This window comes from Pseudomonas sp. LBUM1678 (genome assembly GCF_059695575.1).
Genome location: NZ_CP166775.1, coordinates 1,116,377 through 1,138,731 on the forward strand (window position 1 = coordinate 1,116,377; position 22,355 = coordinate 1,138,731).

Annotated in this window: 20 protein-coding genes; 8 read left to right on the forward strand and 12 right to left on the reverse strand. The window is 59.7% G+C overall.

What is annotated here, in order from left to right; all coding sequences use genetic code 11:
• Nucleotides 1–13: 13 nt before the first annotated feature.
• From ACA070_RS04890 to ACA070_RS04910, 5 genes are all read right to left on the reverse strand, one after another.
• Nucleotides 14–1,153 (reverse strand): DUF1120 domain-containing protein, encoded by a 1,140-nt coding sequence (locus ACA070_RS04890; protein ID WP_497450258.1) that lies wholly within the window; start codon nucleotides 1,151–1,153, stop codon nucleotides 14–16.
• Between the two features lie 10 nt (nucleotides 1,154–1,163).
• Nucleotides 1,164–3,629, reverse strand: a complete 2,466-nt coding sequence (locus ACA070_RS04895) for a fimbria/pilus outer membrane usher protein (RefSeq protein WP_497450259.1) — start codon at nucleotides 3,627–3,629, stop codon at nucleotides 1,164–1,166.
• 121 nt (nucleotides 3,630–3,750) lie between these two features.
• Nucleotides 3,751–4,467 carry a fimbria/pilus chaperone family protein gene (locus ACA070_RS04900; RefSeq protein WP_497450260.1) on the reverse strand — a complete coding sequence of 239 codons (717 nt, stop codon included), beginning with the start codon at nucleotides 4,465–4,467 and terminating at the stop codon, nucleotides 3,751–3,753.
• Between the two features lie 51 nt (nucleotides 4,468–4,518).
• The gene (locus ACA070_RS04905) at nucleotides 4,519–5,139 is read right to left on the reverse strand and encodes a DUF1120 domain-containing protein (RefSeq protein ID WP_497450261.1); all 621 of its coding nucleotides are present in this window, start codon (nucleotides 5,137–5,139) and stop codon (nucleotides 4,519–4,521) included.
• Between the two features lie 67 nt (nucleotides 5,140–5,206).
• Complete coding sequence (locus ACA070_RS04910; RefSeq protein ID WP_497450262.1) at nucleotides 5,207–5,839, reverse strand: DUF1120 domain-containing protein; 633 nt, start codon at nucleotides 5,837–5,839, stop codon at nucleotides 5,207–5,209.
• 354 nt (nucleotides 5,840–6,193) lie between these two features.
• Between ACA070_RS04910 and ACA070_RS04915 the strand changes: the two genes are divergently transcribed.
• The 4 genes from ACA070_RS04915 to ACA070_RS04930 all read left to right on the forward strand — a co-directional run bounded on the left by ACA070_RS04915 (nucleotide 6,194) and on the right by ACA070_RS04930 (nucleotide 8,777).
• Nucleotides 6,194–6,826: a response regulator gene (locus ACA070_RS04915; protein WP_497450263.1), complete on the forward strand. Its 633-nt coding sequence runs from the start codon at nucleotides 6,194–6,196 to the stop codon at nucleotides 6,824–6,826.
• 102 nt (nucleotides 6,827–6,928) lie between these two features.
• Nucleotides 6,929–7,399: a nuclear transport factor 2 family protein gene (locus ACA070_RS04920; protein ID WP_497450264.1), complete on the forward strand. Its 471-nt coding sequence runs from the start codon at nucleotides 6,929–6,931 to the stop codon at nucleotides 7,397–7,399.
• 39 nt (nucleotides 7,400–7,438) lie between these two features.
• Entirely contained in the window at nucleotides 7,439–7,750 is a 312-nt protein-coding gene (locus ACA070_RS04925; protein WP_497450265.1) for a GIY-YIG nuclease family protein, read from the forward strand.
• An 88-nt stretch (nucleotides 7,751–7,838) separates the two neighbouring features.
• Nucleotides 7,839–8,777 carry a glutathione S-transferase family protein gene (locus tag ACA070_RS04930; protein ID WP_497450266.1) on the forward strand — a complete coding sequence of 313 codons (939 nt, stop codon included), beginning with the start codon at nucleotides 7,839–7,841 and terminating at the stop codon, nucleotides 8,775–8,777.
• 121 nt (nucleotides 8,778–8,898) lie between these two features.
• On the opposite strand, the gene ACA070_RS04935 is transcribed toward ACA070_RS04930, so the two are convergent.
• Together ACA070_RS04935 and yejK are read right to left on the reverse strand one after the other, a co-directional pair.
• The gene (locus ACA070_RS04935; protein WP_497450267.1) at nucleotides 8,899–9,249 is read right to left on the reverse strand and encodes a glutaredoxin family protein; all 351 of its coding nucleotides are present in this window, start codon (nucleotides 9,247–9,249) and stop codon (nucleotides 8,899–8,901) included.
• Nucleotides 9,249–10,253, reverse strand: a complete 1,005-nt coding sequence (gene yejK, locus ACA070_RS04940) for a nucleoid-associated protein YejK (RefSeq protein WP_497450268.1) — start codon at nucleotides 10,251–10,253, stop codon at nucleotides 9,249–9,251. The genes ACA070_RS04935 and yejK overlap by 1 nt, the downstream gene beginning before the upstream one ends.
• A 395-nt stretch (nucleotides 10,254–10,648) precedes the next feature.
• Here yejK and ACA070_RS04945 point away from each other — a divergent pair, with 395 nt between their 5' ends.
• Complete coding sequence (locus ACA070_RS04945) at nucleotides 10,649–10,930, forward strand: HU family DNA-binding protein (RefSeq protein ID WP_007905514.1); 282 nt, start codon at nucleotides 10,649–10,651, stop codon at nucleotides 10,928–10,930.
• A 220-nt stretch (nucleotides 10,931–11,150) separates the two neighbouring features.
• On the opposite strand, the gene rlmF is transcribed toward ACA070_RS04945, so the two are convergent.
• From rlmF to ACA070_RS04970, 5 genes are all read right to left on the reverse strand, one after another.
• The gene (gene rlmF, locus ACA070_RS04950; protein ID WP_497450269.1) at nucleotides 11,151–12,173 is read right to left on the reverse strand and encodes a 23S rRNA (adenine(1618)-N(6))-methyltransferase RlmF; all 1,023 of its coding nucleotides are present in this window, start codon (nucleotides 12,171–12,173) and stop codon (nucleotides 11,151–11,153) included.
• 245 nt (nucleotides 12,174–12,418) lie between these two features.
• A complete protein-coding gene (locus ACA070_RS04955; RefSeq protein ID WP_497450270.1) occupies nucleotides 12,419–15,265 on the reverse strand; it encodes a valine--tRNA ligase in 2,847 nt (948 codons plus the stop codon).
• A gap of 264 nt (nucleotides 15,266–15,529) precedes the next feature.
• Complete coding sequence (locus ACA070_RS04960) at nucleotides 15,530–15,916, reverse strand: DNA polymerase III subunit chi (protein WP_497450271.1); 387 nt, start codon at nucleotides 15,914–15,916, stop codon at nucleotides 15,530–15,532.
• 8 nt (nucleotides 15,917–15,924) lie between these two features.
• Nucleotides 15,925–16,353 carry a DNA polymerase III subunit chi gene (locus tag ACA070_RS04965; protein WP_497450272.1) on the reverse strand — a complete coding sequence of 143 codons (429 nt, stop codon included), beginning with the start codon at nucleotides 16,351–16,353 and terminating at the stop codon, nucleotides 15,925–15,927.
• Between the two features lie 60 nt (nucleotides 16,354–16,413).
• The gene (locus tag ACA070_RS04970) at nucleotides 16,414–17,904 is read right to left on the reverse strand and encodes a leucyl aminopeptidase (protein WP_497450273.1); all 1,491 of its coding nucleotides are present in this window, start codon (nucleotides 17,902–17,904) and stop codon (nucleotides 16,414–16,416) included.
• 307 nt (nucleotides 17,905–18,211) lie between these two features.
• Here ACA070_RS04970 and lptF point away from each other — a divergent pair, with 307 nt between their 5' ends.
• The 3 genes from lptF to lepA all read left to right on the forward strand — a co-directional run bounded on the left by lptF (nucleotide 18,212) and on the right by lepA (nucleotide 22,355).
• Nucleotides 18,212–19,330: an LPS export ABC transporter permease LptF gene (gene lptF / locus ACA070_RS04975; protein WP_497450274.1), complete on the forward strand. Its 1,119-nt coding sequence runs from the start codon at nucleotides 18,212–18,214 to the stop codon at nucleotides 19,328–19,330.
• Complete coding sequence (lptG, locus tag ACA070_RS04980) at nucleotides 19,323–20,384, forward strand: LPS export ABC transporter permease LptG (protein ID WP_497450275.1); 1,062 nt, start codon at nucleotides 19,323–19,325, stop codon at nucleotides 20,382–20,384. Before lptF ends, lptG begins: the two co-directional genes overlap by 8 nt.
• 171 nt (nucleotides 20,385–20,555) lie before the next feature.
• Nucleotides 20,556–22,355 (forward strand): translation elongation factor 4, encoded by a 1,800-nt coding sequence (gene lepA / locus ACA070_RS04985; protein ID WP_169356213.1) that lies wholly within the window; start codon nucleotides 20,556–20,558, stop codon nucleotides 22,353–22,355.

Sequence of the window (22,355 nt, forward strand, 5' to 3'; positions counted from 1 at the left end):
GACGGGTTGTGTTTTACAGGTAAATAATTTCGATCGTCCCCGCGCCATCAAGCTCGATGGCGCTGCTCAAATCCAGGCTGTTGGTGGGCGCGATGACAGCGTCGACGGTCACCGTGGTGCTGAGGTTCTGGATTAGCACGGGACCAGCATTGCTGCCGGCGCTGGCGGTAAAGCCCAGATAGCTCGATTTGGCGAGGGGGATCGGGTTGGTGCTGGCGCTGCTCCAGGCCACGCCGCCGGTGGTGGAGTCGGAGCGAAAAAGGCGGGCGAAGCTGTCGGCGCTGGCGTTGACCGGATCGATGTTGAGTGAATACAGGCCGATCCTGTTATTGCGATTGTCCGTACCCAGGCCGTAGTAGATCTCGTTGGTGGCCGTCGCCGTGCCATCGCGGTTGTCATGCATGATCAGGGCAAACGATGTGGGAGCGTCGCAGCCAACGCTTAACGTCAGAGACCTGGGTGGCAGGCGCGTGCTCTTGTCAGGGTTCAGGTCGTTTTTGGACAGCGTTCCGAAGTCAACCACGCCGCCGTTGGACAGCACCGGTTCGCAAGCTGCAGGCGCGAAGCGGGCGCGTAAGATAGCCTCCCTGGTACGCCCGGCAGCGACGGCGTCGAACACGCCGGAAGTTTCCCAGGTGACGGCATCACGCACCTGCATTCCTTCATCTTTAACCCAGGCCGTCAGCTCAAGGTGTGCCGAGAAATTCCGGCCGTGCATCGGCACGCCGGCCTGCACCGGAGTGACCCCGTAGCCTGGTCGCCAGATCATGTTCCTCGCCGATTCGGCAGCGGGCTTGCCGACACCGTCGACCAACCCCAGATCAACCGACTGACCATCGAGTACGGCGTCGCGGATGCGCAGTAGGTAGTTGCCTCGGTCGGCAAAGTGAAAGCGTGTGGCCGTCGCGGCCATGGCTCGGTAGAACAGGGTCATGTCCATGGGCTGTGCACAGTTCAGGCTCAGACTCAGCTGGCGCACTCCCAGGGTGCGCTCCGGTGCTGAATCCGGGCGAATCGCCCGGTTCATCAATCCGTAATCGAGTACAGCCTGGCTCAGGTTGAACTGGCAGTCGTCAGAGGACGCCCAGGCGGGCGAGGCAAATCCGTTCAGCAACAGAGCGGGGGTCAAGAGCCAATAGCGGGACAGTTTCATGAAGTTATTCTCAGAGCGCCTGGCACTTGGCGGGGGCGGTTTCGTAATACGCCAGGGTGTCGATGTCGGCCGGCAGTTCGAATCGGAGTTCGCAGCGATCCAGTCCTGGAGCGCTGATCCACAGTGCGCGTGACTGGAGAACGTTGGGCAGAAAAACCAGGCCACCGTCCTGCACCAGGGTGACAAACTCTCCGTCTTCGGTATTCACGGATGCACCGTACGGCAGGGGTAAGCCGTTGGCGCTGGTGACTTTGAGTAAGGCACGGCGGGTCATGGTGATGCTGAATTCGATAGTGTCGACGGCGCCACGCCCGGCAGAAATCACCGCCAGTCCGTTATGGATGTCGGCATTGCGCGGCAGGGTTTTGGTGTCGACTTCCACCGGGCTGCGGCCGTACGCCGCCACTTGCGGGACCACGGCCTGTCCTTGCCAGTCGGTCCAGACCGGACCGCTGGGTGTCGCCACTTTGATGGCGCCCATGTTGCCCACCGACAGCAGCGCGAACGTGTCGCTCACCGGATAAGGCGACAGCGTCACGCCATCGCCGTGCAGCACGGCGCCGCCCCGGGCGCTGGCCTGATAGCTGGAACGCTCGGCGTCGGCGCGGGTGTAATTCAGGTCCAGTTGGCTGTAGCGCGGTAACAGCGAGATGCCGGCAGTGGACTGCACCTGTTTGTCACGCGAGTCGTGCTCAATGCCGAGCCGGTAAGCCAGTTGATCGTTGATCTGCTCACTCAACCCCACACCGCTGCGGTATTCGCCAGAGGAGTTGCGTACCCAGGAGCGCGCCCGCCGATTCTCACCCAGTGGAATGCTGAGATTGAGGTAGACGCTGTCATCGCTGCGGTCCGTGCCGCTGACCTGCCATTCCGCCGTTAAAGAGACAGACACTCCCTTGATGCTGGTCCCCCATGAGGCAAGCGCGCGGCTGCTGCTTTGGCCGTTGAATGAACTGGACCGACTGAAACCGCTGCTGAAGGCGCCTAGCCAGGGATGGGACCACGACAGGGCGGCGCTTTGCTGGTCGCGGTAAGCGGAATCGTTGTCGCCGGATTCGTCGAACACTGTGTCTTCCAGTTCCCGGTAGCCAAGGGTCCGGTAAGAACCTCCTGCATTGAGCGCCCACTGCTCGCTCAAACGGTGCGATACGCTCAGGTCTGCCTGAAGACCCTGACTGGAATTTTCGCCACTGGCGGTGGCGCCTGTCAGGGTGGCCTGAACCTGTGTAACGGGCGTGGGCAACAGGCCCACACTGGCACCCACTGCGCGATAGTCGGTGGCGCCGGTCAGGCCAGTGCTGAGCAAGACTTGCGGGTGAAGTGCGCCACTCCAGCCACCACTGATCACCCAGGGATCGCCGCCCTGTGCATCGCTGTCACCGCGCACTTGGCCGGCCGCCAGCGAGTAACCGGGAGCCGGTAAGCCGATGCCGAGCATCGCGGCAGGGATGACAAAGCTGCGCTCGCTGCCGTCGGCTTCCCTGACGGTGACCTCGACATCGGAGCGGGTATTGAGGCGCCGCACATTGTTGAGCGCAAAGGGGCCGGCGGGCACTACGGTGGAATGGATCAGCAAACCGTTTTGGCGAACGTCGACCTGCGCCTGACTGTTGGCGATCCCTTCGATGACCGCGCTTTGCCCTTCGACCTGCAGCGCTTGCTCATTCAGCACTTGCACGCCTGTGATCTGCGCACCGGTGAGCACCGGGTTGTAGAGGTTGATCTGACCCGCCTGCAGCACCGCTTCCTGACTGGCGAAGGTGCGCTGGGCGTAGGCGGCAATGTGCGTGGTGCGGGAAACATCGTCCTGCCAGGTCTGCACCTGACGACTGCGCACGATCCAGTCACCGGCGTTGAAACCGAGTTCGGTGTTGGCCGAGGCGTAGCGGCTCGTACGCTCGCCGGAGCGGCTGTGCAAACCGTTGACGTCGTAATTGAGCAAACCGGCGATGCCACCGGTTTGATAGCCGGAATAATCCCGGGCAACGGGGCGTATCGCATCGGTGGGTACGATCAGCGACAGGGCAAGGCTCGCAGGATCCGGTTCGATGATTGTCTGCGGCGAGGTGTCGAGAAAATCGTGGCACTGACTGTCGTCCAGCATGCGGGTGGGCACGTTCAGGTTCGCGGCATCCAGCAGCACGCGATCGAAGCACAATGCACCTTCACGATTGAACGTGACGTCGACCCGACCATGACGCTGGCCGTTGACGGTGAGCGTGACCGGGTGCCTGCCAGCCGTGAACTGCGGTGCCTGCATCAGCAATGTCGCCAACCCCGGATCGATACCTCGCTGCACCAACGTGTCTTTGTCGAACGACGTCGGCAACGAAACCTCCCCATGGACGTCGGGCATCATCAGCGTGTTGCTCAGCAGCAGCGCCACTGTGGTTCGCCGCCACAACGGGTCAGGGCGAGCGGCGGCCCGAATAACGGGCACGGCTTCGCTGACACGGTCAATCGATACTGTGTTCATCAGGTTCACTTGGGTTGTTGCGGCGTCTCGTGGTTACAGGCACACCCGTGGCAACGGCGAATCGGCCGTCGCCCTGCAATATCGGCGCTCATTGTTCCTTCATGGCGCTGTCAGGTGGGTGTCAGGATTGAAGGGGCGCCTCGTAATGCGGCACCGCAAAGCCATAGACGGTCGCCGGTTGAAAGCGCACCTGAGTGGCAGCCCCTTCAGGCGCCTTGATGCTGATGTGCTCGTCGGGCAACACATAGGTTTTCGGCAACATCGCGCTGCTGCCGGAAGGCAACAATTGCACTTCCTGGCTGAGGCGAACCACGTAAGGCGTATCGTTGCGCACGGCCAGTTGACCGTCCTTCAATGACCATTGCAGGCCGGTCCACGGACTGCGATTGGGTGCCAGGCCTTTGGGGTGAAGGATCACCGGCAAGTTTTGGCGCACGGTCACGCCTACCCGTGCCTGTCCGATTTTCGTGGCAGGTTTGCCTTGGGGGATGCCTTCGAAAATCACCCGCTTCAAACGCTGAGTAACCAAGGGTTTTTCCGTTTGCAGAATGAACCGGACCAACTGGGTTTTACCCGCTTCGACGCGTGCCAGCGGAGGCGTCACGAACACCAGGGATTCGCTGTCCTCAGCGATGTTTTGGAGGGTGACATGCATTAATGCCAGGTTGGCATCGGTGTTGGTCACGGAAACGGACGCTTCACCATCGGCCTCGTTGACGATGACCACCGAAGTGTTCGGAACCATGCCGTCAGCCTGAGCCGGTGCGGCCAGCAAGAGGGCGAGTGTAACGATCCCGCCATGGAATAGAGGGCGGGCGACAGATGAAAACAACGTCATGACGTGTCTCGTTGAGTGTTCGAATAAAAAGGTGCCGGGAACACCGGCCTGTCAGTAATTCAGCTGCACGGTGAAGCTCCCGTCGATGGGGATTTCGTCGGTCAGCGTCAGGTCGTCCGCACGAACGATGGTGGTAAAGGCCGTGAGTCGGGCCTTCAGGTCTTTAATGGCGATCGGTGTGGTCAGGTCAGTCAATGCCGCGAACGACGTCAGGCCGGCATGTCCCAGGTAGGAAGAGACTCGCCAGTGGGTTCCGTCGTTACGGGACATGATGGTTTTCACTGGCGCGTTATCGGCCACCGCATCAAACAGCCCGAATGCAACACTGCCAAGATTCTGATCATCGTTAATGACGCCCAGTCCATGGTGGTTCGGGTGAATGGCTGAAGAACCGTCGCGATTGTCGATCGTCGTCAGGGTAAACAGCGTGGCGGCTTCGCAGTTCACATCCAGGTACAACGTGCCGTTTTGCAAGCTTGTGGGCTGGTCCGGATTCAGATCCTTCAACGTCACTTTGCCGTGGTTGACGATACCGTCGCCGGACAGGCTGGGTGTACAAGCGCTGGGGGTTATCAACCCGGTGACGCTCAATTCGGTGTTGCTGGCGGCAGAAACCGCGGGTGCGCAGGCGATCAACAAGGGAGGCCAAAATACAAGGGAGCATCTGTCCATGATCGTTTGTCCTTTGATTGAGCGGGCAACGCCGCATGCCTGACGTTGCCCGTTAAATGAAGTCGGGTTACAGGTACTCGATTTGCAGGGTCGCGGAACCGTCGAGCGTCACTTCGTCGGTCAGGGTCAGGTTGTTGGTGGGAGCAATCTGGGTGGCCAGTGCAATATCCACCGTAACGTTCTGAAGGAAATCGGGCGTCCAGTCACTGCCGATCCGGTTGCCAAAGCCGACCCAGTCCGTCGGTAAAATCGCTGTGTCGTCGTCAAGCCGATTCCAGGTGTCGCCCTTGTTTCTCGAGTACATCGCGTTCACCGGGACATCGCCGACCGGGTTGACGAAACTCAATTGGTAGGAGCCCAGTTTTTCATTCACGTTGATCAAACCCAGGCCGAAGGTCGAATTGCCCAGGCTTGCTGTGTCCTTGCGGTTATCGGAGGCGCTGATCGCAAACTGTGCTGATGCATCGCAGTTTATGGTGAGCTGGATGGATTGATCCTTGAGGCGGGTGTGAGTGGTTGGCTTCAGGTCCTTCGCCGAAATCTTCTTGTAATCAACGATGCCGCCATTGGCCAGAGTGGGGGTGCAGGCCACCGGTGTGATGGTGCCCGTCACGGTCAGGTCGGTAGTGGATGCCCCGAACGCCGACGACGCGCCGGTCAGTAACAAAGCAGCTGTCAGGAGGGATATGGATTTGTTCATGTGTCGGCTCTTCCTTGATGAAAGATTGTTGGGAGTTTGCCCTGTGCAGGCAGGGCGCAATCTATCGGTCGAGGTAGCCGGGCGGAATGCAACTAATACGAAAAAGCGTGGCCGGGTGTATGAAAGTTCATGGCGGGCTACAGATCTCATGTTCCGTTGTGTTGTCTGTAGTCTTTTGGTGTGAGCTGCGTAGCTTTAAAACGTAGGCCGGTTCCTTTTGTTTTATCAGAGAAAGGACAGGGTCCCGGATACGTTGGGGCAGGTGGTTATGCGGTCGGGATTTGGTCGTTGTGGTCGGAATAGGACGGCGTTATTTTTCGCGTATTCCAGTCACCAAACAGGATAAATCCGACAATGCGCGTAATTATTGCTGACGACCATCCCGTCGTCCGCATCGGGTTACGGATGCTCATCGATCTAAGTCGCACGTGTGTGGTCGTGGGTGAGGCCGATGGTCCGGACAGCCTGTTGAGCCTTCTCTCAACCACGCCTTGCGATCTGTTGATCACGGACTTCTCCATGCCGGGCAACCGACAAGCCGATGGACTGAAGATGCTGAGCACGGTTAGACGTCACTACGCTTCGACGCCGATTATTCTGGTCACGATGTTTGCCAACGTTGCGACGCTGAGAGTGGCATTCGCACAAGGCGTTATGGCCATCGTCGCCAAGGATGCCTCGGCGACGGAGCTGCCCCTGGCGATCAAGTCGGTGGGTGAAGGGCGGCGTTTCATCAGCGAGTCCTTGCGTACGGCGCTGGCTCAGGCAGACATCGCTGCTCAATCGCATTCCCCTTCGCTGTCGGCCAAAGAACATGAAGTGGTGAGAATGCTCGCCAGCGGCATGACCGTCAGTGAAATCGCCAGCTACTTCAAACGCAGCGTGTCGACGATCAGTAAACAGAAAAGCATGGCCATGCAGAGGCTGGGCATTTCCACGGATGTGGATCTCTTTGCTTACGCCCGTGATAGCGGCATGGTGCATTAGGTTTCGGCGCACCTCAGGGTATTCCCGCCACGAATGCCAATAGTGTTTCGTGCATTTGCAGACTATCGTGCAGGCAATCTTTCAACCGTTCGGAGCCTGTCCATGAGTGAAGCCAACCGCGCATTGATTACCCGGTTCTACCAAGCCTTTCAGCGGCTGGATGCCGAGGCCATGAGCGCCTGCTATACCGACGATGTGCTGTTCAGCGATCCGGCATTCGGCGAACTGCGCGGCCGCGATGCCGGCGACATGTGGCGCATGCTCACGACTCGGGCGAAGGATTTTTCCCTGACGTTCGACAATGTTCGAGCCGAGGAACGCACGGGGGGCGCGCATTGGGTCGCGACCTACCTGTTCAGCCAGACCGGCAACACGGTGGTCAACGATATTCAGGCACAGTTCCTCTTTCGTGACGGCAAAATTTGCGAACACCATGACAGCTTCGATATGTGGGCCTGGTCGCGGCAGGCGCTGGGTTTCAAGGGGCTTTTGCTGGGTTGGACGCCAGCGGTGAGAAATGCCGTTCGCGCTCAAGCGTTGAAGGGTCTGAAGGCATTCCAGGCCAGTCGCTGATAAGATCGCGGCTTGTTTCCTACAAGCCTTGATCGTTACGTGACTACCCTCAGCGAAATCCATGTCGACGCCGACACGCCGGTGGCCAAACCCTGGTTCGTCTACCTCGTTCGCGCGGCCAATGGTTCGCTGTACTGCGGGATCAGCGACGATCCCGTCCGCCGCTTCGCCACTCACCAGAGTGGCAAGGGCGCACGCTTCTTCCTCTCCAGTCCTGCTGTGGCATTGGTCTATACCGAGGTCTGCCGCGACAAAAGCGACGCACTGCGGCAAGAACGCTTGATCAAAAAACTCAAGAAAAGCGCCAAGGAATGTCTGGTCGCGAGCGCTGCTGCGGGCTTATCAACCTGACTGATAAGCTCCCATCAGGCAGAGCCGTAGGCTGCTTGTCGATTGCGCGCTAAGCTGCGGATTCATTATCCGTGCGGCGGAGCCGAGCATGTCTGAGTTGATTCTCCATCATTACCCGACGTCCCCTTTCGCTGAAAAGGCCCGCTTGCTGATGGGCTTCAAGGGGCTGTCCTGGCGCTCGGTGAAGATCGCGCCGATCATGCCAAAACCTGATCTGACCGCGCTGACCGGTGGCTACCGCAGGACGCCGGTGTTGCAGATGGGTGCTGACATTTATTGCGACACTTCGCTGATTGCCCGTCGTCTGGAGCAGGAAAAAGCCTTGCCGGCCTTCTTCCCGGAAGGTCAGGAAATGATCGCCGCGACGTTCGCTGCCTGGGCCGATTCGGTGGTTTTCCAGCATGCGGTCAGCCTAGTGTTTCAGCCGGAATCGATAGCGGTGCGTTTCGGCAATTTGCCGCCGGAAGCGATCAAGGCGTTTCTGGCGGATCGCGCCGGACTGTTCAGCGGTGGCAGCGCTACTAAGTTGTCCGCCGAGCAAGCCAGGCATCAATGGCCGACCCTCATGGCACGCCTGGAGCAGCAGCTTCAGCGTGAGCAGGGCGACTTCCTGTTTGGCGAGCCGTCGATTGCCGACTTTGCCCTGGCCCATCCGTTGTGGTTTCTCAAGGCCACGCCCGTGACTTCACCATTGGTGGATGCTTATCCGGCGGTGTCGGCGTGGTTTGGACGTGTGATGGGCTTCGGGCATGGCGCGTTCAGCGAGATGTCATCCGAGGAAGCGCTGGAGGTTGCGCGCAACGCCACACCGGCCGCATTGCCGAATGAGCAGTTCGATGAGCCGAATGGTTTTGAGGCGGGTCAGCAGGTACTGATCGCGGCGACCGATTACGGGGTTGACCCGGTGGCCGGGGAGTTGCTGTTTGCGGGCAGGGAAGAATTAATTCTGCGTCGAGAAGACGAGCGTGGCGGCGTGGTGCATGTGCACTTTCCGCGGTTTGGCTTCCGCATAGAGAAACATGGATAAACACACCTGTGGCGAGGGAGCTTGCTCCCGCTGGGCTGCGAAGCGGCCCCAAAAAAGGGACTGCTGCGCAGTCCAACGGGAGCAAGCTCCCTCGCCACAGGGATTGAGTAAGTCAGATGGGTTACTTCAGGGCTGCGAGGATCGCGTCGGGGTCGTAGCCACGAATCAACGTCCCGTTCACATCGATGATCGGAATCCCGCCGCCACCCAACGCCTCATAGGCCTTGCGCGCCTCGGCGTCTTTCTCGATATCGAATTCCTTGTAAGGAATGCCTTTCTGATCGAGAAAGCGCCGCGTCAGTTTGCAGTAGCCGCACCACTCGGTCGCGTAGAGCACGACGTTGGCTTTGGTCTGGGTCTGCTCGGACACGACCTGGCTCGGATTGAATACCCGCTCGATCTTGCCCCAGTTCTGGTAAACCACGACCACCAGCAGGATCAGCAGGCATTTTTTCAGCAGGCCGTTGAGCATCAGTTGCGTCGCTTGAGCTGATCGGTCAGCTGCGTGGGCAGGCCCTTGATAATCAGCGTGCCGGCTTCTTCGTCGTATTCGATCTTCGAGCCCAGCAAGTGCGCTTCGAAGCTGATGGACAATCCTTCGGCGCGGCCGGTGAAGCGACGGAACTGATTCAAGGTGCGTTTATCCGCCGGGATTTCCGGCGACAGGCCGTAATCCTTGTTGCGGATGTGATCGTAGAAGGCTTTCGGGCGTTCTTCATCGATCAGTTCCGAGAGCTCTTCCAGGCCCATCGGTTCGCCGAGCTTGGCCTGGCTGCTGGCGTAATCCACCAATGTTTTGGTTTTCTCGCGGGCGGACTCTTCCGGCAAATCTTCGCTTTCAACAAAATCACTGAAAGCCTTGAGCAGGGTGCGGGTTTCGCCCGGGCCGTCGACGCCCTCCTGGCAACCGATAAAGTCGCGGAAATACTCCGAAACTTTTTTCCCGTTCTTGCCCTTGATGAACGAAATGTACTGCTTGGACTGCTTGTTGTTCTGCCACTCGGAGACGTTGATCCGCGCCGCCAGGTGCAATTGGCCCAAATCCAGGTGCCGGGACGGGGTCACGTCCAGCTGATCGGTCACTGCAACGCCTTCACTGTGGTGCAGCAGCGCGATCGCCAGGTAATCGGTCATGCCCTGCTGGTAATGCGCGAACAGCACGTGGCCGCCCACAGAGAGGTTCGACTCTTCCATCAGTTTTTGCAGGTGTTCCACCGCGACCCGGCTGAACGCCGTGAAATCCTTGCCGCCCTCGAGGTATTCCTTCAGCCAGCCGCTGAACGGGTGCGCGCCCGACTCGGCATGGAAGAAACCCCAGGCCTTGCCTTGTTTGGCGTTGTAGCTCTCGTTGAGGTCGGCAAGCATGTTCTCGATGGCGCTCGACTCGGCCAGTTCCGAGTCGCGGGCGTGGAGAATTGCAGGTGTGCCGTCGGGTTTTTTGTCGATCAGGTGGACGATGCAATGACGGATCGGCATGGGCTTCTCGGCTGATTGAAGAGAGGAGGGCGTGCTCCCCCAAAAAAGTGCCAAGTGTACCGCAACCACTGGTTTTGGCGCGGCTCGAAGGGTAATTCGCAGTCGCCCGGCGGCCCTTATGCAGTTTTTTCCCGATTTAGAGCAATAAAGCTGACCAAATGGGTAGCTAGAGGCGGATATTTCCCCGTCTCTGTGCTAGTTTTGCCCCGTCTTACGCGAAGTCACTGCGTTAAGCGTGCATTCAGCATTTGTCAGGTCGAACCAAACCCTGATTTCGGTATCTATAACCCCGATCCCGTGGTTATTGGCCGAGGGTGCCAGATCCAGAAGATCGGGCTCGATGGCTGACACTGCACTCTGCAATCCATATGAATTTGATAGGGAAGGAACACTACATGGCTCTTACTAAAGACCAACTGATCGCCGACATCGCTGAAGCTATCGACGCGCCAAAAACCACCGCGCGTAACGCTCTGGACCAACTGGGCCAAATCGTTGCCGATCAGCTGGAAAACGGCGGCGAAATCACTCTGCCAGGTATCGGCAAACTGAAAGTGACCGAGCGTCCAGCCCGTACCGGCCGCAACCCTTCGACTGGCGCTGCCATCGAAATCGCTGCCAAGAAAGTTATCAAGCTGGTTGTGGCCAAAGGCCTGACCGACGCTGTTAACAAGTAAGACGCAGTAAAAAAAGCCGTGCTCCGGAGCAATCCGGGCACGGCTTTTTTGTGCCTGCGATTTACCCGCAAACACCCTATAACCAATGTGGGAGCGGGCTTGCTCGCGAACGCGGTGTGTCAGTCACCATTGAAGTTAACTGATACACCGCTTTCGCGAGCAAGCCCGCTCCCACATTTGATTTTCGCAGCTCAAGAATGTGCGGCTTGCCTGCCTTTACTCAGCTCTTGCGAGCCCAACGCTCGCGCCAGACCTGCTGCTCGCTCTTGGTCTGGAAGGTCCAGGCAACGAAGCGGCTTTGCTTCTGGCCCTGAGACATTTCCACCACCTGGCTTTCCAGTACACCAGCCTTTTTCAGCGCCGTCTGGATCGAAGGCAGGTTTGACGCCTTCGAAACCAGCGTGCTGAACCACAGCACTTTGTGCTGGAAATGCGCACTTTCGGCGATCAATTGCGTCACAAACCGTGCTTCGCCACCTTCGCACCACAGTTCGGCCGATTGACCGCCAAAGTTCAGCACTGGCAGCTTGCGTTTCGGGTCGGCGCGACCCAGGGCGCGCCATTTACGCTCGCTGCCCTTGGTCGCCTCATCCATCGAGGCATGGAACGGCGGGTTGCACATGGTCAGGTCGAAGCGTTCGCCGGGTTCAAGCAGGCCCAGCAGAATGTGCTTGGGATTGCTTTGCTGGCGCAACTGGATGGCCTTGTTCAGCCCGTTGGACTGCACGATGGCTTTGGCTGCGGCCACGGCTGTCGGGTCGATTTCCGAGCCGAGGAAGTGCCAGCGGTAGTCGCTGTAGCCGATCAACGGATAGACGCAGTTGGCGCCCATGCCGATATCGAGCACCTTGACCGGCGCGCCGCGCGGGATTTCACCGTCGTTGACGCTGGCCAGCAGGTCGGCCAGGAAGTGCACGTAGTCGGCACGCCCCGGCACCGGTGGGCAGAGGTAATCGGCCGGGATGTCCCAATGGGCGATGCCATAAAACGATTTGAGCAGCGCCCGGTTGAACACACGCACCGCATCGGGGCTCGCGAAGTCGATGCTTTCCTTGCCGTACGGGTTGATGATCACGAACTTCGCCAGTTCCGGCGTGGTTTTGATCAGCGCCGGGAAGTCGTAGCGACCCTGGTGGCGATTGCGCGGGTGCAGGCTGGCCTTTTCGCGGGGCTCAACGGCTTTGGCCGGGGTCGCGGTGTCAGGCTTCTTGCGCGCAGGTCTTGGTGTGCGTGGGGTGTTCATGGGCGATGTCGATTCGGGTATGGCTAAAAGTGGCGGGTATTGTCCCACAGTCGATGGTCCGGCGGGGATCCTGTAGGAGCGAGCGGTGCGGCGATCCGACTTGCCCGCGAAGGGCGCGACACGGTCAATCGGATTCACCGCGTTATCGTTCTTCGCGGGCAAGCCTCGCTCCTACAGAGGGCAAAAACGAGGCGGGCACAAAAAAGGGAGGCCGCTGGGCCTCCCTCTTTCATTGCGATTTGCCGTTACAGGCTGGCAATCCGCGCATGCTGCTCGGCCAACTTGCCCAAAGCCTGTTCAGCTTCAGCCAGTTTGGCGCGTTCCTTCTCGATGACTTCGGCCGGGGCCTTGTCGACGAAACCGGCGTTGGACAGCTTGCCACCCACGCGCTGAACTTCGCCCTGCAGACGCAGGATCTCCTTGTCCAGGCGCGCCAGTTCAGCGTCCTTGTCGATCAGACCAGCCATCGGCACCAGCACTTCCATCTCGCCGACCAGTGCGGTGGCGGACAGCGGTGCTTCTTCGCCGGCAGCCAGCACGGTGATCGATTCGAGGCGAGCCAGTTTCTTGAGCAGGGCTTCGTTCTCGGTGAGACGACGCTGATCTTCGGCGCTGACGTTTTTCAGGAACAGGTTCAGTGGCTTGCCCGGACCGATGTTCATCTCGCCACGGATGTTGCGCGTACCGAGCATCAGTTCCTTGAGCCATTCGATGTCGTTCTCGGCTGCCGGATCGATGCGCTCTTCATTGGCCACTGGCCAAGGCTGCAGCATGATCGTCTTGCCTTCGATACCGGCCAGCGGCGCGATGCGCTGCCAGATTTCTTCGGTGATGAACGGCATGAACGGGTGCGCCAGACGCAGGGCAACTTCCAGCACCCGAACCAGGGTGCGGCGGGTGCCACGTTGACGTTCGACCGGGGCGTTTTCGTCCCATAGCACAGGCTTGGAGAGTTCCAGGTACCAGTCGCAATACTGGTTCCAGATGAACTCGTACAAGGCTTGTGCGGCCAGGTCGAAACGGAATTGGTCAAGTTGACGAGTCACTTCGGCTTCGGTGCGTTGCAGCTGCGAGATGATCCAGCGATCCGCCAGTGACAGCTCGTAGGCTTCGCCGTTCTGGCCGCAGTCTTCGCCCTTGTCCAGAACATAACGCGCGGCGTTCCAGATCTTGTTGCAGAAGTTGCGATAGCCTTCGACGCGGCCCATGTCGAACTTGATGTCGCGACCGGTGGACGCCAGCGAGCAGAAGGTGAAGCGCAGGGCGTCGGTGCCGTAGCTGGCGATGCCTTCAGCGAACTCGTCGCGGGTCTGCTTCTCGATCTTTTTCGCCAGTTTCGGCTGCATCAGGCCGGAGGTGCGTTTCTGCACCAGCTCTTCGAGCTCGATACCGTCGATGATGTCCAGTGGGTCCAGGACGTTACCCTTGGACTTGGACATCTTCTGGCCCTGGCCATCACGTACAAGGCCGTGCACGTACACGGTCTTGAACGGGACCTGCGGCGTGCCGTCCTCGTTCTTCATCAGGTGCATGGTCATCATGATCATCCGGGCGACCCAGAAGAAAATGATGTCGAAGCCAGTCACCAGCACGTCGGTGGAGTGGAATTTCTTCAGGAACTCGGTCTGCTCAGGCCAGCCCAGAGTGGAGAAAGTCCACAGGCCCGAACTGAACCAGGTGTCGAGAACGTCGTTGTCCTGTTGCAGCGCAACGTCGGGGCCAAGGTTGTTCTTGGCACGCACTTCGGCTTCGTCGCGACCGACGTAGACTTTGCCCGACTCGTCGTACCAGGCCGGAATCCGGTGGCCCCACCACAGCTGACGGCTGATGCACCAATCCTGAATGTCGCGCATCCACGAAAAGTACATGTTTTCGTATTGCTTCGGCACGAACTGGATACGACCGTCTTCAACGGCAGCAATCGCAGGCTCGGCCAGCGGCTTGGTCGACACGTACCACTGGTCGGTCAGCCATGGCTCGATGATGGTGCCGGAACGGTCGCCTTTCGGCACTTTCAGTGCGTGATCATTGATGCTGACCAGCAGGCCGGCTGCATCGAACGCAGCGACGATCTGCTTGCGCGCTTCAAAACGGTCCAGACCGGCGTATTCGGCCGGGATCTTGCCGTCGATGCTTTCGTTCAGCGTGCCGTCGAGGTTGAACACCTGACAGGCCGGCAGTACGGCAGCGTTCTTGTCAAAGATGTTCAGCAGCGGCAGGTTGTGGCGCTTGCCGACTTCGTAGTCGTTGAAATCGTGGGCCGGGGTGATTTTTACGCAACCGGTGCCGAATTCAGGATCGCAGTAATCGTCGGCAATGATCGGGATGCGGCGGCCGACCAGCGGCAGCTCGACAAATTTGCCGATCAGGGCTTTGTAGCGTTCATCGTTCGGGTTCACAGCGACGGCGGCGTCGCCGAGCATGGTTTCCGGGCGAGTGGTCGCGACGATCAGGAAATCGTTACCTTCAGCGGTCTTGACGCCGTCGGCCAGTGGGTACTTCAGGTTCCACAGGAAACCTTTCTCGTCGTGGTTCTCCACTTCGAGGTCGGAAATCGCCGTGTGCAACTTGGTGTCCCAGTTGACCAGACGCTTGCCGCGATAGATCAGGCCGTCTTCGTGCAGGCGCACGAACGCTTCTTTAACGGCTTCCGAGAGGCCATCGTCCATGGTGAAGCGCTCGCGGCTCCAGTCGACGGACGAGCCGAGGCGGCGGATCTGACGGCTGATGTTGCCGCCGGACTGATCCTTCCACTCCCAGACTTTCTCGAGGAATTTTTCGCGGCCCAGGTCGTGGCGATTCTGGCCCTGGGCTTCGAGTTGGCGTTCCACCAGCATTTGCGTGGCGATACCGGCGTGGTCGGTACCCGGCTGCCACAGGGTGTTGCGACCCTGCATGCGGCGGAAACGGATCAGGGCGTCCATGATCGCGTTGTTGAAGCCGTGACCCATGTGCAAGCTGCCGGTGACGTTCGGCGGCGGGATCATGATGGTGTAGGACTCGCCCGCGCCTTGCGGGGCGAAGTAATTCTCAGACTCCCAGGTGTTGTACCAGGAAGTTTCAATGGCGTGCGGCTGGTAGGTCTTATCCATGCGCGGCGGGACCCTATTGGCATTAATTCAGGAAAAGCCGACGAGTATAGCGGGGCATGGGGCGGAGGGCGAGCAGGGGCGGACAGCGCGCAGGCCAAATGTGGAATGACCTGTGGCGAGGGAGCTTGCTCCCGCTGGGGCGCGAAGCGGTCCCGACATCAGCAAGTCAGGTGTGTCATGTACTCCGCGTGTTCAGGCTTTGCGGCTGCTTCGCAGCCGAGCGGGAGCAAGCTCCCTCGCCACAGAAGCCCTCTCGGATAGGGGTTATTCGTACTGGCTAAGCAACCGCTCCATCCGCGCATCCAGCCGGCGCTTGATCTCGGTTTCAATGTGCGGTGCAAAATCATCAATCACGTCTTGCATGATCAACATCGCCGCAGCGCGCAGTTCGCCGTCCAGGTGCAGCAGGGCGTCCGGACCTTTGCTGGTCGCGGGTGCCGGTTGCGCGGCAGGGGCGGGCGGGGTCGGTTCGACGGTCTGCGGCGCGCCGCTGACGGAATCGAACAACATGGGAATCTGTTCCTGGTCACCGTCATTGACCGTATCGGTCAGCAGCGGCGGTTGCAGGTTGTCATCGCCGAGCAGTTGGCGGATTGACTCGAGGTCATCCAGCAGGTGCGCGGACTTCTGTTGCGGTTTCGGAGTGTCCATCGGAATGCTCAGAGTCGCTGTAAACGGTGGTCTTGCAGAGGATAGCCCTGTTCGCGGTAGAAACGGAAACTCTCCCGCGCGGCCGCACGAATCGTCGGATCTTCCACCACCACTTCCGCCACCCGGGCGAACTTGTTGGCAAAGGCCGGGACTTTCAGGTCGAGATTGACCAGCAGATCCTGATGCGGACCGCAGTCATCACCCAGCCCCAGCACAATCAAACCCTCAGGTTCGCTTTCGGCAGGGCCGTGAGGCACGAAGCTTTCACCCTTGAAGGCCCACAGGCGTGCATCGAGATCCTCGCGTTGAGCGGCATCGCTGCAATGCAGGTAAATGCGGTGGCCCATGCGCCAGGCTTTTTCGGTGAGTTTGCAGGCGAAATCCAGCCGTGCCGACGGATCGGCGCTGGGCAGGATATAGAAGTCGACTTTGGTCATTGCGGTTCCTGAGCCACGGGCGGCGTCACCGGAAAGTGACGCCGCCCGAGGTCATCGGTTTCAGGCTTTGGCGCGGTCCAGCAGGTATTGGGTCAGCAACGGAACCGGACGGCCAGTGGCGCCCTTGTCCTTGCCGCCGCTGGTCCATGCGGTGCCGGCGATGTCCAGGTGCGCCCAGTTCAGGTTCTTGGTGAAGCGCGACAGGAAGCAGGCCGCGGTGATGGTGCCGGCTTTCGGGCCGCCGATGTTGGCGATGTCGGCGAACGGGCTGTCCAGCTGCTCTTGATACTCATCGAACAGCGGCAGTTGCCAGGCGCGGTCGTCGGCAGCCTTGCCGGCGCTCAGCAGTTGACCGATCAGCTCGTCGTTGTTGCCCAGCAAGCCGGAAGTGTGGGAACCCAGGGCAACGACGCAAGCGCCGGTCAGGGTCGCGATGTCGATCACGGCTTGCGGCTTGAAGCGCTCGGAGTAGGTCAGTGCATCGCACAGCACCAGACGGCCTTCGGCGTCGGTATTGAGGATTTCCACGGTCTGGCCGCTCATGGTGGTGACGATGTCGCCTGGGCGCGAAGCATTGCCGCTCGGCATGTTCTCGGCGCAGGCCAGGATGCACACCAGGTTGATCGGCAGTTTCAGCTCGAGTACGGCGCGCAGGGTGCCAAACACGCTGGCCGCGCCGCCCATGTCGTACTTCATTTCATCCATGCCGGCGCCCGGTTTCAGGCTGATGCCGCCGGTATCGAAGGTAATGCCTTTGCCGACCAGTGCGTACGGCTTCTCGGATTTCTTGCCGCCGTTGTATTGCATGACGATCAGGCGCGGTGGCTGGGCGCTGCCCTGGCCTACGGCGTAGAACGAGCCCATGCCCAGGTCCTTGATCTTCTTCTCATCGAGGACTTCGACTTTCAGGCTCTTGAATTCTTTACCCAGGTTCTTGGCTTGTTCGCCGAGGAATGTCGGGTGGCAGATGTTCGGCGGCAGGTTGCCCAGGTTGCGGGTGAACGCCATGCCGTTGGCAATCGCAGTGGCGTGGGCCACGGCACGCTCGACTTCGGCCTGTGCAGCCTTGATGGTCACCAGGGTGATTTTCTTCAGGGCGCGCGGTTCGGCTTTCTGGCTCTTGAACTGGTCGAAGGTGTATTCGCCGTCCACCAGGGTTTCGGCCAGCAGGCGGGTCTTGCCGTAGCTGTCGCGGCCTTTGACCACGATTTCGTCCAGTGCCAGCACGGCGTCGGTGCCGCCCAGGCCTTTAAGGGTGTTGAGGACACCAGCGATGATTTTACGGAACGGGCGGTCGCCCAGCTCTTCGTCCTTGCCCACGCCGACCAGCAGAACCCGTTCGGCCTTGAGGTTAGGCAGGCTGTGCAGCAACAGGCTCTGGCCGACTTTGCCGGCCAGGTCGCCGCGCTTGAGCACCGCGCTGATGGCGCCGCCACTGAGTTCGTCGAGTTGCTTGGCAGCGGCACCGAGCTTGCGGCCTTCGCCGACGGCGACCACCAGAGTGGCGGTCTTCAACGTTTCTGGGCTAACGCTTTTTACAACCAGTTCCATGTCCGGGTCCCTGAGTTAATGGTCAACGTGCGCGGGCAAAACGGCGGCGCACAGACGCTTGCTTATAAATAGAAAGACGCAGGTCACGGCCCGCGACAAAGGCCGCAGTTTGAACCTCGCTCACTGCGCCTGACAACCCTCGGTTGTACGATCTTCAACGCATTACCCGCCTGCTTGAGCATGCGCAGTGACAGGCGCACTCAATCACAGGATAATGCGCCAACTTTTTCGGCGGCTCTGCCTTGCGGGCTGTCTGATACGTTTGCTTGTTTGGCCGCCTTAGCCTGACAACCCTGGAGTGTCTGGTTTGATTGTCTTCCGTTATCTGTCCCGCGAAGTCCTGTTGACCTTGAGCGCCGTCAGCGCCGTGCTGCTGGTCATCATCATGAGCGGGCGCTTCATCAAATACCTCGCCCAGGCGGCCTCGGGCCTGCTGGATCCGGGCTCCCTGTTCCTGATCATGGGCTTTCGTCTGCCGGGCTTTCTGCAACTGATCCTGCCGCTGGGCCTGTTTCTCGGAATTCTGCTGGCCTACGGTCGCCTGTACCTCGAGAGCGAAATGACCGTGTTGTCGGCCACCGGCATGAGCCAGCAGCGTCTGCTTGCCATGACGCTGTTCCCGGCCACGCTGGTGGCGCTGGTCGTGGCGTGGTTGAGTCTGAGCCTGGCGCCACAAGGTGCCAATCAGTTCCAGCTGCTGCTGAACAAGCAGGATGCGCTGACCGAGTTCGATACCCTGGAGCCGGGTCGCTTCCAGGCTTTGCGCGACGGCACTCGGGTGACCTACACCGAACAACTGTCGGATGACCGCATCAATCTGGGCGGCGTGTTCATTTCGCAAAAAAACACCAACTCCGATCAGAAAGATCGCGGGATTTCCGTGCTGGTGGCCGAGAAGGGCCGTCAGGAAATCCGCCCTGACGGCAATCGCTATCTGATTCTCGACAACGGCTATCGCTACGACGGTAACCCGGGGCAGGCCGACTACCGGGCAATCAAATACGAGGAATACGGCGTATTGCTGCCCAAGCCGGACGTCAGCGACGAAGTCACCGACCGCGATGCAATGACCACCAGTTCCTTGATCGGCAGCGATGACCTTCGCTCGCGTACTGAGCTGCAATGGCGTCTGTCCCTGCCGTTGCTGGTGTTCATCGTGACCCTGATGGCGGTGCCGCTGTCGCGGGTCAATCCACGCCAGGGCCGTTTCCTCAAGCTGCTGCCGGCGATTCTTCTTTATATGGCTTACCTGAGCATCCTGATTGCCGCTCGCGGCGCCCTCGAAAAAGGCAAGATCCCGCCGGCGCTGGGGTTGTGGTGGGTGCACGCGATTTTCCTGGCCATTGGCCTGGGCTTGCTCTATTGGGAGCCGCTGCGCTTGAAGATGGCGAGTCGCCGCGCCGCACTGGAGGTGGCCCGTGGTTAAGCTGGATCGCTACATCGGTAGCAGCGTATTTGTAGCAATCCTGGCGGTACTGGGGATTATTCTTGGCCTGGCGACGCTGTTTGCCTTCATCGATGAGATGAGTGAGGTCAGCGATACCTACACCTTGATAGACGTTTTGAGCTACGTCTTGCTGACCGCGCCCCGTCGTTTGTACGACATGTTGCCAATGGCGGCGCTGATCGGTTGCCTGATCGGCCTGGGCAGCCTGGCCAGCCACAGCGAGCTGACCATCATGCGCGCCGCCGGTGTTTCGGTTGGCCGGATCGTCTGGGCGGTCATGAAACCCATGCTGGTGCTGATGGTGGTGGGTGTGCTGATCGGCGAATACGTCGCGCCGGCCACCGAAGTCACCGCTCAGGCCAACCGTTCCCTGGCTCAGGGTGGCGGCGATGCGCAGAGCGCCAAGCATGGTTTGTGGCACCGCCAGGGTGATGAGTTCATTCACGTCAACTCTGTGCAACCGAACGGTTTGCTGTACGGCGTGACCCGTTATCGTTTCGACAAAGAGCGTCATATGCTGTCGTCCAGCTTCGCCAAGCGGGCGAAGTTCGATCAGGATCACTGGCAGTTGAGCGACGTCACCACCACGGTATTCCATGAAAAGAGCACCGAAGTGGTCACCGCCGCCGACGAGCGTTGGGATGTGGCCTTGAGTCCGGAACTGCTGAGCACGGTGGTGATGTCGCCTGACACACTGTCGATCAGCGGCCTGTGGGGTTACATCCACTACCTGGCTGACCAAGGGCTGAGCAATGGCCGTTACTGGCTGGCGTTTTGGGTCAAGGTGTTGCAGCCGCTGGTGACCGCGGCGCTGGTATTGATGGCAATTTCCTTCATCTTTGGCCCGTTGCGCTCGGTGACCCTTGGTCAGCGGGTGTTCACTGGCGTGCTGGTCGGCTTCACCTTCCGCATCGTCCAGGATTTGCTGGGGCCTTCGAGCCTGGTATTCGGATTCTCGCCGCTGTTTGCGGTGCTGGTTCCGGCCGGAGTCTGTGCCCTGGCCGGTGTCTGGCTGTTGCGCCGAGCCGGTTGATCAGGGGGTTTTCCCGACCCCGCCGGTGATAAAAAACGCCCCTGTCGCAAGACCGGGGCGTTTTTGTAGGTGCCGTCTGACCTGCGAACGTGACGCTTGCGCCGTGGATCAGGTACAATTCCCGGCTATTTTTCGGCGGGCTATGCCTGCAGCCTTTTTGAGTGTTGATCCGTGAGTGATTTGAGTCATATCCGCAATTTCTCCATCATCGCCCACATTGACCATGGCAAGTCGACGCTGGCTGATCGCTTCATCCAGATGTGCGGCGGCCTTGCCGAGCGCGAAATGGAAGCCCAGGTGCTGGACTCCATGGACCTGGAACGTGAACGCGGGATCACCATCAAGGCCCACAGCGTCACCTTGTATTACACCGCCCGCGATGGCATCAAGTACCAGCTGAACTTCATTGACACCCCGGGCCACGTTGACTTCACCTACGAAGTCAGCCGGTCGCTGGCGGCCTGTGAAGGTGCGTTGCTGGTGGTCGATGCCGGTCAGGGCGTTGAAGCGCAGTCTGTTGCCAACTGCTACACGGCGATCGAACAGGGCCTGGAAGTCATGCCGGTCCTGAACAAGATCGATCTGCCGCAGGCCGATCCGGACCGCGTCAAAGAAGAAATCGAAAAAATCATCGGCATCGATGCCACCGATGCAGTCGAGTGCAGCGCCAAGACTGGCCTGGGCGTCGACGAAGTGCTCGAGCGCCTGGTCAAGACCATTCCTGCGCCAACCGGCAACTACGAAGATCCGCTGCAAGCGTTGATCATCGATTCCTGGTTCGACAACTACCTGGGCGTTGTTTCCCTGGTGCGCGTGCGCCACGGTCGCGTGAAGAAGGGCGACAAGATTCTGGTCAAGTCCACCGGCAAGATCCACCTGGTGGACAGCGTCGGTGTCTTCAACCCGAAACACACCGCGACCGTTGACCTGAAGGCCGGCGAAGTGGGCTTTATCATTGCCGGCATCAAGGACATTCACGGTGCACCGGTCGGTGACACCCTGACCTTGAGCTCCACGCCAGACGTTGACGTGCTGCCAGGCTTCAAGCGCATTCAGCCGCAGGTTTACGCCGGCCTGTTCCCGGTCAGCTCCGACGACTTCGAAGATTTCCGTGAAGCCCTGCAAAAGCTCACGCTCAACGACTCGTCCCTGCAATACACCCCGGAAAGCTCCGATGCCCTGGGCTTCGGCTTCCGTTGCGGGTTCCTCGGCATGCTGCACATGGAAATCATTCAGGAGCGCCTGGAGCGCGAGTACGACCTGGACCTGATCACCACGGCGCCGACGGTAATTTTCGAGCTGTTGCTGAAAACCGGTGAAACGATTTACGTCGACAACCCGTCGAAGCTTCCAGACCTGTCCTCGATCGAAGACATGCGCGAACCGATCGTGCGGGCCAACATTCTTGTGCCGCAAGAGCACCTGGGCAACGTCATTACCCTGTGCATCGAGAAGCGTGGCGTGCAGCACGACATGTTGTTCCTCGGTACGCAGGTCCAGGTGACCTACGATTTGCCGATGAACGAAGTGGTCCTCGACTTCTTTGATCGTCTGAAGTCCACCAGCCGCGGCTATGCTTCGCTGGATTACCATTTTGACCGTTATCAATCGGCTAATCTGGTGAAACTGGATGTGCTGATCAACGGTGACAAGGTCGATGCCCTGGCTTTGATCGTGCACAAGGATAACGCGCACTACAAAGGTCGTCAGTTGACCGAGAAGATGAAAGAACTGATTCCGCGCCAGATGTTCGACGTCGCGATCCAGGCCGCCATTGGCGGACAGATCATTGCGCGGACCTCCGTCAAGGCTCTCAGAAAGAACGTATTGGCCAAATGCTACGGCGGTGACGTTAGCCGTAAGCGCAAGCTGTTGGAAAAGCAGAAGGCCGGTAAAAAACGCATGAAGCAAGTCGGCAACGTGGAAATTCCACAAGAAGCCTTCCTTGCGGTGCTCAGGTTGGATAGTTAG